The following is an 11458-nucleotide window of genomic DNA, read 5'->3' on the forward strand; positions in this document are numbered from 1 at the left end:
GCGGCCTGATGAGCGGCCGTTGAAGCACTAAGTCCTAATGAGCCGGGCCAAGAAAGGCCAGCCAACGACGTTCGGCGATGCGGAACAGACCGACCAGCGCAAAGGTGACGGTCAGGTAGATCAACGCGGTGATGCCGAACGATTGAAAAGTCAAAAAGGTCGCCGAGTTGGCGTCGCGAGCGACTTTCAAAATGTCCGGGACGGTGGCGGTGAAGGCCACGGTGGTCGAGTGCAGCATCAGGATCACTTCGTTGCTGTAATACGGCAGCGAGCGGCGCAATGCCGACGGCATGATCACGTAGGCATAGAGCTTCCAGCCCGTCAGACCATAGGCCTTCGCGGCTTCGACTTCGCCGTGGGCCATGCTGCGAATCGCCCCGGCGAAAATCTCCGTGGTGTAAGCGCAGGTGTTCAGGGCAAAGGCGAGGATGGTGCAGTTCATCGCATCGCGAAAGAACGCATCGAGCACCGGCTGCGCGCGGACCGCGGCCAGGCTGTAGATCCCGGTGTAGCAAATCAGCAACTGGATATACAGCGGCGTGCCACGAAACAGGTAGGTGTAGAACTGCACCGGCCAGCGCACGTAGAGTTTGTTGGAAACCCGGGCAATCGACAGTGGAATCGATACCACAAAACCGATGAAGATCGAGGCGCTGAGCAACCACAGGGTCATGGCCAGGCCGGTGATGTGGTAGCCGTCGCTATAGAGGAAGGGCTTCCAGTAGTCCTGCAATAGTTCAATCATCGTACAGCCTCCCGGGAACCTGCCGCGTAATGCCGTTCGAGCCAGCGCAGGACATAGTTCGACGCGCTGGTAATCACCAGGTAGATCAGCGCTGCCAACACCAGAAAAAAGAACAGTTGATAGGAGCTTTTACCGGCGTCCTGAGCGGCCTTTACCAGGTCAGCCAGGCCGATGATCGACACCAGCGCCGTGGCCTTGAGGATCACCATCCAGTTATTGCCGATACCTGGCAGGGCGAAACGCATCATCTGCGGGAATACCACGAAGCGAAAACGCTGAGCGCGGCTCAAGCCGTAGGCGGTGGCCGCTTCCATCTGCCCACGGGGCACAGCGAGGATCGCGCCGCGAAAGGTTTCGGTGAAATAGGCACCGTAGATAAAGCCCAGGGTGATGATCCCCGCACCGAACGGATTGATCTCAATGTATTCCCAGCCCAGCGCCTCGGTGAAACTGGTCAACCAGGTTTGCAGGCTGTAGAAAATCAGCAGCATCAGCACCAGGTCCGGTACACCGCGAATCAGCGTGGTGTAAAGCTGGGCCGGAATCCGTAGCAGTTTGACGCTGGAGAGTTTGGCACTGGCGCCGAGCAAGCCGAGCAGAACACTCAACAACAGCGACAGAGTCGATAACTTGACGGTCATCCAGGTGCCTTCCAGCAACAGAGGGCCGAACCCCTTCAAGCTGAACGCGGAGAGCCCGAGTGTCTGTAAAAGTATTTCGAACATAATTCAGAGACCTATAGCGATAAAAAAGCGCCCATCCTGAGGACGGGCGCCGGGGCATTACTTGCCGCTGTAGAGATTCAAATCACCAAAGTGTTTCTTCTGGATCAAGTCGTAGGTGCCGTCATCGTGTACCGCCTTGAGGCCTTTATCGATGAACGCCTTGAGTTCTGTGTTGCCTTTGGCGATACCCACCGCCGTTTTGGCTGGCAGCAGAGGATCGTCGATCGGCTTGCTGACATCGTAGTCGGCGCCTTGTGGCGACTTCAGGAAGCCCAGTTTGGCTTGCAGCATATCCTGCACCGAAGCGTCGAGGCGACCGGAAGTCAGGTCGGCATAGACCTGGTCCTGGTTGGCGTAAGCCTTGGTTTCTACCCCGGCCTTGTCCAGTACAGCCTTGGCGTAGGCTTCCTGAATGGTGCCTTGCTCGTAGCCGACTTTTTTACCCTTGAGCGAGGCCACGTCAGAAACGCCAGAGCCCTTTTTGTAGACCAGAGCGGTCGGGCCGGAGAACAGCTCGCTGGAGAAGTCGATGACTTTTTCGCGGGCTTCGGTGACGGTCATGGAAGAGATCACGCCGTCGAACTTGTTGGCCTTCAAGCCTGGAATCGTGCCGTCGAAATCGCTCTCGACCCATTTGCACTTGACCTTCAGCTCGGCGCAGATCGCGTTGCCCAGATCGATATCGAACCCCGTCAGGCTGCCGTCAGCCGCTTTGGATTCGAACGGTGCGTACGACGGATCAACACCAAAACGCAGCTCTTTGTACTCTTTAGCCGTGGCTACGCCTGCGGCCATGCACAAGGTCAAAGCAGAAAGGGTCAGCAATGTTCTTTTCATTATTATCAATTCCTAAAACCACTATGGGCGCTTGCGGCGCATGGGTGCTGTTACTGGAATGCGTGCAACGCTGTGAACCTGAACCAAAACCTCAAAGCAGTGCTGCGCGTCAACGCCTCTTGGAGGCTCCTACGCACACACACTTACTTGTACATACAAGCATATGCAATCAACCAGCCAACTCGCTGAACGGGAGCTGAAGAAACCCTTTAAAGCAACAGGAAGGGCTCTGGAACGGGGCTTCAGCAATGCCCCGTAAATTCTCGAGGGTTGTCGAGCCGCGCTCGCGACTGTTACCTGAGCCGCGCTTTGCGCCGTGTTGGTGCATCCGGTAACAATTTGAATGGGGGTATTACGTGTGGAAATACCCCGTCGTGGGGCCGCCTCGCGGGTTGAGTGCACGATTCGAAAAACAGCAACGCGCCCACATTTGCACTGAAGTTTTTCTTCTAAATCATGGCGCTTTGCCTTGGTTGAACTACCTTCAAACAAGAACAAAGGCATACCGGCTTGAGTTGTCGACGTTTTGTTCAGCGATCAGATAGCGGATTGGCACAAGGAGTTACCTCACTATGATCCTGGCTGGCGTTTTCCTGCTTTGTGCCCTGATTGCCAGTTACTTTTGGGGGAAACCACGTCGGCTGACAGTGCTGTTTATAGACACTGTTGCTGTCGAGCCTGTGCCTATCGCTCTGGTCGGTAGCCTGTCCGAGCCAGACAAGGTTGGCAAAAAAACCTCGCGTGTCCTGAGCTCAGCTATCTGGAGCACTAACGACAGTTTTAGCGTAGGTCGCTCGCTGGTCAGTCACCAGCGTATTGCGCCTGCTCGCGCGCAGCACCAAGGAATATTGTCGGGGCCATTAATGGTTAGTGGTCTGGCGAAGTGGAGGGCCGGCCCGGGCCCCTTGAAGCGATCCAAGGTAACCAGGTTGGCCCTCAGATGGCCTATTCAGCGAGGATGCACTTAATGAGCTATCGAACCGTGCCCGCTTTCAAACGAATTATCCATGGCCTGTTGTGGATGGGCCTTGGAGTGGACGCGGCTCAGGCCGCGGCAAACAATTGCTCGCAATTGGCAAGCCTGCCCGCCGTGTTCGAGGTCGGTCAGGGACTTCAGGATGAGTTGCGCATGCCAGTGCCGATCAAGCAGTTGGCAGTGGGCGACCCGAAAGTTGCCGACGTGCAAACCAGTAGCAGCAACTCCTTCATACTCACGGGTATAGCTCCCGGAGCCACCAGCCTGATGGTCTGGACCGCCTGTTCGCCGACGCCGCGCCAAAGCATGGTGTTCGTCAAGGGCAAGGCCACCGCAGCGCTGACCAGCGTGTCGACGGTGCCTTCTGAAGACCCGCTGCTGCCGAGCCAGGTGCAAACCGATATTCGCTTCGTCGAAGTCAGCCGCACCAAATTGAAAGAGGCCAGCACGTCGATCTTCGGCAAAAGCGGCAATTTTCTGTTCGGCTCGCCGGGCTCTGTGCCCGGGGTGACTGTGACCCCCGGCCACATTGGTAGTCTGGCGCCAAACATCCCGCTGAATAACGGCACTTTCAATATCGGCTTTGGCGGCGGTAATGTGCTGACGATGATCAATGCGCTGGAAGGCAGTGGCTTTGCCTACACCCTGGCGCGGCCGAGCCTGGTGGCACTCAGCGGACAGAGTGCGAGCTTCCTGGCCGGTGGTGAAGTGCCGATTCCGGTGCCCAGTTCAAGCAGCAACAACTTCTCCATCGAGTACAAGGAGTTCGGTGTCCGCCTGACCCTGAGCCCAACCATCGTAGGGAAAAATCGCATAACCCTGAAAGTAGCACCAGAGGTTAGCGAGCTGGATTTCACCAACGCCGTGCAGATCGCCGGCACCGTAGTCCCGGCGCTGACCGTGCGACGTACCGACACCAGCATTTCCCTGGCCGATGGCGAAAGCTTTGTCATCAGCGGCCTGATCAGCAACAAAAACAGCTCCCAGGTGAACAAGTTTCCGGGGTTGGGCGATATCCCGATTCTCGGCGCGTTCTTCCGCAATAACACCATCAACCGTGAAGAGCGCGAACTGTTGATGATCGTCACCCCGCACCTGGTTCAACCGCTGGCAGCCAACGCACAACTACCGTCATTACCGGGTGAGCAACTGCGTAATTACGACCCGAACTTCTACCGCATGTACTTCCTCGACAGCGGCGACTTCGACAGTCGCATGGGACTCTCGCAATGAGCCCGAGCCTGAACCAGAGCTGTCTCGCCATCACCCGTAACGACGGTGACCTTGAGCGCGTCCCCGGCCGGATTGGTTGCCATTGGCCAGGCGTTCAACGTGTTGTAGCCAGAGGACACTCAATGAAAGCGCTCATTGCAATAGCGGCGACAATGATGCTCGCAGGTTGTGCCACAAATGGCCTGTCTTCGCGACCGAGTAGCTGCGCGAGTCCAGGTTCGGATCAGCAGTTGTCCCTGAATCTGGCCGACGACATGACCAGCGATGGCCGTTTGTATGCCAGCCTGGCGAATCTGGAAGGGTTGCCTGAGGATCTGCCCCAGGTTCGCCTGCGCAAGGCTCGAGTCCTGCGCCTGCTGGGTCGTAACGACGCAGAGCCGCTGTATAAGAGCCTGCTCGGCACTTGTCTGGCCGCTGAAGGTGAGCATGGTCTGGGCCAGTTGGCCGCCGCCAGAAATGATAACGCGGCCGCCGTGGATCACCTTGAGCGTGCAATGAGGATGGCCCCCACCGACGATAAAATCCGTAATGACCTGGGGGTCGTCTACCTCAATCAGCGTCGGATTAATGAAGCACGCTTTCAGTTTCTGACCGCCATGGAGCTCAAGCAGTCCGACTCACTGGCGGCACTCAATTTGGTGACACTGCTGATCTATCAGGATAACTGGAAGCAGGCTGCCGAACTCGCGAACCGCGCCAGCCTGAGCCCCAAGCAAGTCAGCGACGCTCAAGCTCGCGCGGAAAGACTCAAGGCCCCCGCTAAAAAAGTGGTGGCGTCCGAGGGAAATCGCATGACAGAGGTAGTTGATGCCTCCCCCAGTGCGACCAAGTAGAAACTACGAGGAGTCGAGATGAATACCAAGAGGCTGTTGATAGTGTGCATGGCTTGCCTGTCCACGACCGCCTGGGCGATTGAGCCGGGCCCCTCTTCGGTGCCGCAACAAGGCACGGAGCAATGGTTGCAACTACAGATTCGCGGCGTAGTTGCCTCCCCTAAACTGCAAACCGTCTCGTCCACCGAACGTGACCTGTCCATGCAACGCTGGCTGAATAGCTTCACCTACCCGATTCCTGAACGTTATGAGCAAAAGGTATCGGGAAGTATGAGCACCAGCAGCAAATAAGATACATCAGTGGGTAATCAGCCTCTGGCGTAGTCCAGAGTTACCTGGCTAGAACGCTGGGGCCAATAACGTGCGTGGATAAAAGGGTAAAAGTGGATCAGGCGCCGGCCTGACCCACATAAGACTTGCTCCACCATGTGCTCCGAAAGCAGCGCCATCCTGCTCCACAGCAAACTACTCCCGCTTATCTCATGGACTCCCGAATGCTTTGAGCACCCCGAGCATGGCCGGCCCAATGGCGACCAGAAAGAAGCTCGGCCACAGACAAAAAATCAGTGGGAATATCAGTTTGGTACCGATTTTCGCCCCCATCTCTTCAGCTGCCTGCGTACGCCGGTCACGGAATTCATCGGCATAAATGCGCAGGGTATCGGCCACGCTGGTACCAAAGCGGATACTCTGCGCCAACAGGCTGACCAACCCTTGCAGATCTTCCAGCCCGGTGCGCACGGCCAGCTGCTTCAGCGCCTCGGTACTGGTAATACCGGCGCGTATTTGCGCATTGACCAACGCCAACTCCTCAGCCAGCTCAATCTGACTGACCGCCATCTCCTCAGCCACCCGTTCTATGGTCGTGGGCAAGGCCAGCCCCGACTCCACACAGACCACCATCAAATCCAGGGCATCCGGAAACGCGGCACGCAGCCGGGCCTGGCGCATCTGCTTGCGCTTGCCGACATACAGCGCTGGCAGCAGCCAACCGACAGCGACCGCCATGATCACCAGCAGCAGGCCCACAACTAGAGAAAGCCTGGGAATCAGCGGCAACACCAGCAGCGCAATGCCGACCAATATCAAAGGCAACAGCAAACGCACCGCCCAGTACATCTGCACCGCCGAAGACGAGCGGTACCCCGCATGCATCAACAAGAGCTGGGTTGCGGACGTCTGAGCCGCGTCGGCTGAGCCAAAACGCTGGCCGACCCGTTCCAATAACAGTTGCAGATTACCCGGCGCGTCCGACCCCGCTGCGCTCCCGTAATGACCGCGCTTGATCAGCGCAAGACGACGCTGCATCGGATCCTGAAGACCCAACAGCAGCAATATCACGGTGACGACCGCGAGCACCGTACTCACCCCTATCGCACTGACGAATAACAGGCGCGCCAGCGCCTCATTACCCGTTACTCGACTGAACAACCCGAGCAAATAGTCCATGACCTGTGCCTCCACGTAGCGAAAACTGCTTACACCTGAATCCGGATGATTTTTCGTATCCAGACAATCCCGACCAACATCGCGCAGAAAGCCCCGATGATCAGCTTATGGCCGATCGGGTCATTGATCAGCACAGGCAAGTAGCTGGGGGTTGTGACCAGGATCACCGCCGCCAGCACGAAAGGAATGGACACCAGCACCCAGGCCGACATTCGCCCTTCGGCCGACAAGGTCTTGACCTTGCGCTGAAAGCGGAAGCGCCCGCGGATCAACCGACTCAAACGCTCCAGCACCTCCGTCAGATTGCCGCCGGTCTCGCGATGGATGAGGATCGACGTCACCAGCATCATCACCGTCATGCTCGGCATACGCTCCAGCAGTCCGAGCATGGCCCGGCGTACATCGTTGCCATAGTTGATATCGGCGAAGGTCAGGCCGAACTCATGGGCCACCGGCCCCTTGTGCTCTTCGGCGACCAGACGCAGGGTTTCATTGAACGGATGCCCGGCGCGCAGGGCTCGGCACATGGCATCCAGAGCGTCCGGCAAGCCCTCTTCGAACTCAGCAAAGCGTTTGTTGCGGTCACGGAGGATTTTCAGCAACGGCAGCCAGGCCGCCCCAAAAGCCACTGCCAGCGCCATCCACCAGGGTGACGAGAGCAACAAGGCCAGGGTTCCTGCACCCACACCCATGGCGATCCCGAGCAACAGCACCCGATAGGCCCGATATTCGTGTCCGGACTGCTCGATCAGCTGTGTCAGATCCGCCATAAACGGCAGTTGCTCAAGCCTGGCCTCCAGTGGCGACAAGCGTGTCAGGTATTTCTGCCGCAGCACGGTTTGCATGTTCGGCAGATTGTTGGCTTTCTCCAGCACATGCAGGCGGCCGCGAATGCGCTTGCGCATCTTGCCCGCCTCACCGAACACCGGCACCACCACGCCCTGGGCCAGGAGGAAGACGGCGATAAACACCATACCGAGGAAGATCAGAATGAATTCACCGGAAATATGGTTCATGACTGCCGTGCCTCCATCCACTCAGGCCTGAACAAGGTGAGGGGCAACTCGATGCCGCGCTTGGCCAATACATCGCGAAAGGACGGGATCATGCCGCTGGGGCGATAATCGCCGAGCACTTCGCCGTGTTCGCCCATGCCGCTGCGTGCAAACGAGAAGATTTCGGTCATGGTGATGATTTCGCCCTCCATGCCGTTGATCTCCTGCACGCTGACCAGACGTCGTTTGCCATCCTCCTGACGTTCCAGCTGGAGCACCACATCGATAGCTGAAGCGATCTGCTGACGCATGGCCTTGATCGGGAAAGTGGCACCGGTCATCGACACCATGTTCTCGATCCGTCCCAGCGCATCACGCGCGGTATTGGCGTGGATCGTGGTCAACGAGCCGTCGTGGCCGGTGTTCATGGCCGTCAGCATGTCCAGTGCCTCGGCACCACGTACTTCGCCGATAACAATGCGGTCCGGGCGCATCCGCAGACTGTTGCGCACCAGCTCCCGTTGGCCCACCTCGCCACGTCCCTCGATATTCGAAGGGCGGGTTTCCAGACGCACCACATGGGGCTGCTGCAGTTGCAGTTCGGCCGAGTCTTCGATGGTGACGATCCGTTCGTTTTGCGGAATGAAACTGGACAGCACATTGAGCATGGTGGTCTTGCCACTGCCGGTACCGCCGGAGATCAATACGTTCAAGCGTCCACGAACAATCGCCTTGAGCAGCAAAGCAATGGCCGGGGTCAAAGTCCCCACCTGGATCAGGCTATCGGTGTTGAGCAGGTCCACGGCAAAGCGGCGGATCGACATGCTCGGTCCGTCGATGGCCAGCGGCGGAATGATCGCGTTGACCCGCGAACCGTCCTTGAGCCGGGCGTCCACCAACGGCGAGGACTCGTCGATACGCCGCCCCAGACTGGAAACGATGCGGTCGATGATATTCAGCAAGTGCTGATCATCGCGAAAGCGCACATCGGTCCTCTGCAACTTGCCGAAGCGCTCGACATAGACCGAGGCATAGCCGTTGACCAGAATGTCGGACACGCTGTGATCCGCCAGTAACGGCTCCAGAGGGCCAAGGCCCAGCACCTCGTCGGTGATCTGCTTGATGATCAACTGGCGGCTGACCGAACTCACGGGCGCTGAATGCTCATCCAGCAGACGCTGGCAAATCTCGCGAATCTGCCGCGTGGCCTCGGCCTGCTCAAGGGAATCGAGCAAGGACAGGTCCATGACTTTGAGCAACTGCTGGTAGATCTTTTCCCGCCACTCGGCCTCCACCGGGGTGACCTGGCTCTTGGTCTCATAAAGAATGTCCGGTGCTGCACGCTCCCACGCCATCAATTCCTCCGCTGGATCCAGCAGGTCGTCGCCCTGCTGACCAGACAACGATGCGGCGGGTTTACCGGACTGTTTGCGCAAGCGGTTACGAAAGTCGCTGATCATGGGTCATCCCCCGAAAAAACGGTTGAAGGCACGTTTGAGTAAGCCCTTGTTCCCGGCCATCTGATTGCCGACCAACGCCTCGGTCATCTCGCGCACGGCGACGGTGATCGGAGCCCGCGGCGCTTGCACCCCCAACGGCACGCCAGAGTTCTGGCTCTGGCTGACCAGGTTGAAGTCGTTGGGTAATTTCAACAGGTTCACGCAGCGCAGTGCCTCGCCGATATCCTTGAGGCTGATCGCTGCCGCCTTGTCATAGCGGTTGACCACCACCTGCAATTGATCCCCGCGCACGCCCAGGTCTTCACGAAGAATCCGCATCAAGGAGCTGGCATCCCGCAGATGGCTGACGCTCTGCTGCACCACGACGTACACCCGATCCGCCTGCTCCAGTACTGCGCCTGTGAGGTGGTCGATTTGCCGTGGCAGGTCGACCACCACCCAGTCATAGCTTGCGCGGGCCAACTGCAACAACGCATCGAGTTGTTCTGGATGGGCATCCTGCGGTAGACACAGCTCACCAGCCCGGCCACCCAGCACATGCAAGGTCGGGCTGAAGTGGCTGCAAAAACCGCGTAGCGCTACGCCGTCCATGCCCTCGACCTGCTGCAACACCTCAAGGTGGCTGTGCGACTGCGCCACATCCAGATAATTAGTGACGCTGCCAAATTGCAGGTCCATATCCAGCAGCAGGGTATTGCCGCTCTTGACGCTGAGCTGGTGAGCCAGGTTGCAGGCCAGCAACGTACCGCCGGAGCCGCCCTTGGCGCTCATCACGGCGATCAGTTTGCCTTCTGCCCCGCTGCTGACACGGACCTCCGCCACCAGACGACTCAAGGCGGCGACCAATTCCGTCTCGACTATCGGCTCCGGCAGGACATCACGAGCACCGGCCTGCATCGCCAGTCGCATGCTGTCCTGCTCGCTCAACAGACCGCACACCAACAGCGGCGGACGCTCATGGGCCGGACGCTGTAACAGTGCCGCCAGCTCCTCGCGCCACAGATGGCTAACACGTACCAACAGCAGATCGGGCATCCGCTCCAGACCGTAGAGCGGGTCGACATGCCCATTACTCACCAGGCGCGTGCTCACCTCCAGGCTGGGCATGCGCTGGCAAACGCTTTGCAGATCACGCAACGCCGTGGCATCACGGCTGCTGATCAGCAATCGCAGCCCGGGTTTGCCGGTCGCATTGGTTAATGAAGTTTCCTTTATGTTCAGCATGGAGTGACCTCCCCCGATTCGGAATGATGCCCAAGGGCTTCGCGTGGCAAGGTCGCCCTGAAGACCGGCAGGGTAATCGGCACACCAAACCCGGGAATAAACAGATTGAAAACGTAGCCTTGCAGGCTCAACTGGACATAACGGATGGCACGGAATCCGGTGACGCTGACGGTGTCGGTAGGGTTGGCCACCAGCGCACCGTTCGCGTCCAGGTAGGTCAGCGTCAGGTTGCCAGTGCCCAGATTGGTGATCAGCTGGCTCGTGCCCGTATTGCCCGCGGCATTGAAAATTGCCCGCTGCAACACGATCGGATCGCTGATATTGCACACCGCTGCCAGGCGCGCGCCGCGTCGCACGGATTCATCGAGGGCATTCACCGTGAAATACAGGCGGCCCATTTCCAGCACGCCGAACAACAGAATGAACACCAGCAAGCCGATGAAGGCGAACTCCACCACATAGACCCCGCGCATGTATTTGCGATTCATCACAGCACCCTCATGACAGTCGTGGCGACCAGCGGAATACTCAGCGCAATCGTATTGGCAAAGAGCCCGGTAATCGAACCGGTACAAGCACCAGCGCCAATCACCGGGCAGAAGGTATAGGTGATGGTGACCCGTACATGGTCGGTGCCCACTGCGGCGACCGCCACGTTGCCGGTCGTCAACCCTGACACTACAGGCGTCCCCGTGTTGGCAGGCACGCCATAGACCGCCACGTTTTTCGTCTGGGTCACCAGCGTTGTGTTGGTGGTCAGATCAACAGCACCGAGCGTCGAGTTCCAGGCCTGGCTGGCGACGTAACGGCCGGCATCACGACTGGCCTGCAACAGGGTGTTGTACTGAAAGAGCATTCGGCCAAACTCGCCGAGGGCCAGCAACAGCAGCAGCAACAACGGCAGGGCGATGGTGAATTCCACCAATGCCATTCCTTGCTGGTCCTTTGGCTGTTTCAACGCATGAAGTCTCATGACGCCTC

Annotated in this window: 12 protein-coding genes; 3 read left to right on the top strand and 9 right to left on the bottom strand. The window is 58.4% G+C overall.

The window, feature by feature from the left end:
* Positions 1 to 34: 34 nt before the first annotated feature.
* The 3 genes from ACIPIN_RS24415 to ACIPIN_RS24425 are packed head-to-tail and all read right to left on the bottom strand — an operon-like array spanning position 35 to position 2307.
* The gene (locus tag ACIPIN_RS24415) at positions 35 to 745 is read right to left on the bottom strand and encodes an ABC transporter permease (protein WP_401123182.1); all 711 of its coding nucleotides are present in this window, start codon (positions 743 to 745) and stop codon (positions 35 to 37) included.
* Positions 742 to 1470 (bottom strand): ABC transporter permease, encoded by a 729-nt coding sequence (locus tag ACIPIN_RS24420; protein WP_401123184.1) that lies wholly within the window; start codon positions 1468 to 1470, stop codon positions 742 to 744. Before ACIPIN_RS24420 ends, ACIPIN_RS24415 begins: the two co-directional genes overlap by 4 nt.
* Positions 1471 to 1527: 57 nt before the next feature.
* Positions 1528 to 2307 (bottom strand): transporter substrate-binding domain-containing protein, encoded by a 780-nt coding sequence (locus ACIPIN_RS24425; protein WP_401123186.1) that lies wholly within the window; start codon positions 2305 to 2307, stop codon positions 1528 to 1530.
* A 967-nt stretch (positions 2308 to 3274) separates the two neighbouring features.
* Between ACIPIN_RS24425 and ACIPIN_RS24430 the strand changes: the two genes are divergently transcribed.
* The 3 genes from ACIPIN_RS24430 (at position 3275) to ACIPIN_RS24440 (ending at position 5640) form a co-directional block, all read left to right on the top strand.
* The gene (locus ACIPIN_RS24430; protein ID WP_401123188.1) at positions 3275 to 4516 is read left to right on the top strand and encodes a type II and III secretion system protein family protein; all 1242 of its coding nucleotides are present in this window, start codon (positions 3275 to 3277) and stop codon (positions 4514 to 4516) included.
* Positions 4517 to 4638: 122 nt separating this feature from the next.
* A complete protein-coding gene (locus ACIPIN_RS24435; protein ID WP_401123190.1) occupies positions 4639 to 5349 on the top strand; it encodes a tetratricopeptide repeat protein in 711 nt (236 codons plus the stop codon).
* Between the two features lie 18 nt (positions 5350 to 5367).
* A complete protein-coding gene (locus ACIPIN_RS24440; protein ID WP_401123192.1) occupies positions 5368 to 5640 on the top strand; it encodes a DUF3613 domain-containing protein in 273 nt (90 codons plus the stop codon).
* Between the two features lie 189 nt (positions 5641 to 5829).
* Here ACIPIN_RS24440 and ACIPIN_RS24445 read toward each other — a convergent pair whose 3' ends face one another.
* Genes ACIPIN_RS24445 through ACIPIN_RS24470 form a run of 6 tightly spaced genes read right to left on the bottom strand, consistent with a single transcriptional unit; the run spans position 5830 to position 11450 of the window.
* Complete coding sequence (locus ACIPIN_RS24445) at positions 5830 to 6798, bottom strand: type II secretion system F family protein (RefSeq protein ID WP_401123194.1); 969 nt, start codon at positions 6796 to 6798, stop codon at positions 5830 to 5832.
* Between the two features lie 29 nt (positions 6799 to 6827).
* Positions 6828 to 7814, bottom strand: a complete 987-nt coding sequence (locus ACIPIN_RS24450; RefSeq protein WP_401123197.1) for a type II secretion system F family protein — start codon at positions 7812 to 7814, stop codon at positions 6828 to 6830.
* Positions 7811 to 9253, bottom strand: a complete 1443-nt coding sequence (locus tag ACIPIN_RS24455; protein WP_401123200.1) for a CpaF family protein — start codon at positions 9251 to 9253, stop codon at positions 7811 to 7813. The genes ACIPIN_RS24450 and ACIPIN_RS24455 overlap by 4 nt, the downstream gene beginning before the upstream one ends.
* A gap of 3 nt (positions 9254 to 9256) precedes the next feature.
* Positions 9257 to 10477: an AAA family ATPase gene (locus ACIPIN_RS24460; RefSeq protein ID WP_401123203.1), complete on the bottom strand. Its 1221-nt coding sequence runs from the start codon at positions 10475 to 10477 to the stop codon at positions 9257 to 9259.
* Positions 10471 to 10965 carry a TadE/TadG family type IV pilus assembly protein gene (locus ACIPIN_RS24465; protein ID WP_401123206.1) on the bottom strand — a complete coding sequence of 165 codons (495 nt, stop codon included), beginning with the start codon at positions 10963 to 10965 and terminating at the stop codon, positions 10471 to 10473. The genes ACIPIN_RS24460 and ACIPIN_RS24465 overlap by 7 nt, the downstream gene beginning before the upstream one ends.
* A complete protein-coding gene (locus tag ACIPIN_RS24470) occupies positions 10965 to 11450 on the bottom strand; it encodes a TadE/TadG family type IV pilus assembly protein (protein WP_401123208.1) in 486 nt (161 codons plus the stop codon). The genes ACIPIN_RS24465 and ACIPIN_RS24470 overlap by 1 nt, the downstream gene beginning before the upstream one ends.
* Positions 11451 to 11458 lie beyond the last annotated feature (8 nt).

Origin of the sequence: Pseudomonas sp. NPDC087697 (assembly GCF_044743155.1) — a bacterium.
Lineage (GTDB): Bacteria > Pseudomonadota > Gammaproteobacteria > Pseudomonadales > Pseudomonadaceae > Aquipseudomonas.

Bases quoted from the DNA above. Each gene is read 5' to 3' on its own strand.
- ACIPIN_RS24415 (WP_401123182.1), bottom strand. From the start codon at position 745: ATGATTGAACTATTGCAGGACTACTGGAAGCCCTTCCTCTATAGCGAC.
- ACIPIN_RS24420 (WP_401123184.1), bottom strand. From the start codon at position 1,470: ATGTTCGAAATACTTTTACAGACACTCGGGCTCTCCGCGTTCAGCTTG.
- ACIPIN_RS24425 (WP_401123186.1), bottom strand. From the start codon at position 2,307: ATGAAAAGAACATTGCTGACCCTTTCTGCTTTGACCTTGTGCATGGCC.
- ACIPIN_RS24430 (WP_401123188.1), top strand. From the start codon at position 3,275: ATGAGCTATCGAACCGTGCCCGCTTTCAAACGAATTATCCATGGCCTG.
- ACIPIN_RS24435 (WP_401123190.1), top strand. From the start codon at position 4,639: ATGAAAGCGCTCATTGCAATAGCGGCGACAATGATGCTCGCAGGTTGT.
- ACIPIN_RS24440 (WP_401123192.1), top strand. From the start codon at position 5,368: ATGAATACCAAGAGGCTGTTGATAGTGTGCATGGCTTGCCTGTCCACG.
- ACIPIN_RS24445 (WP_401123194.1), bottom strand. From the start codon at position 6,798: ATGGACTATTTGCTCGGGTTGTTCAGTCGAGTAACGGGTAATGAGGCG.
- ACIPIN_RS24450 (WP_401123197.1), bottom strand. From the start codon at position 7,814: ATGAACCATATTTCCGGTGAATTCATTCTGATCTTCCTCGGTATGGTG.
- ACIPIN_RS24455 (WP_401123200.1), bottom strand. From the start codon at position 9,253: ATGATCAGCGACTTTCGTAACCGCTTGCGCAAACAGTCCGGTAAACCC.
- ACIPIN_RS24460 (WP_401123203.1), bottom strand. From the start codon at position 10,477: ATGCTGAACATAAAGGAAACTTCATTAACCAATGCGACCGGCAAACCC.
- ACIPIN_RS24465 (WP_401123206.1), bottom strand. From the start codon at position 10,965: ATGAATCGCAAATACATGCGCGGGGTCTATGTGGTGGAGTTCGCCTTC.
- ACIPIN_RS24470 (WP_401123208.1), bottom strand. From the start codon at position 11,450: ATGAGACTTCATGCGTTGAAACAGCCAAAGGACCAGCAAGGAATGGCA.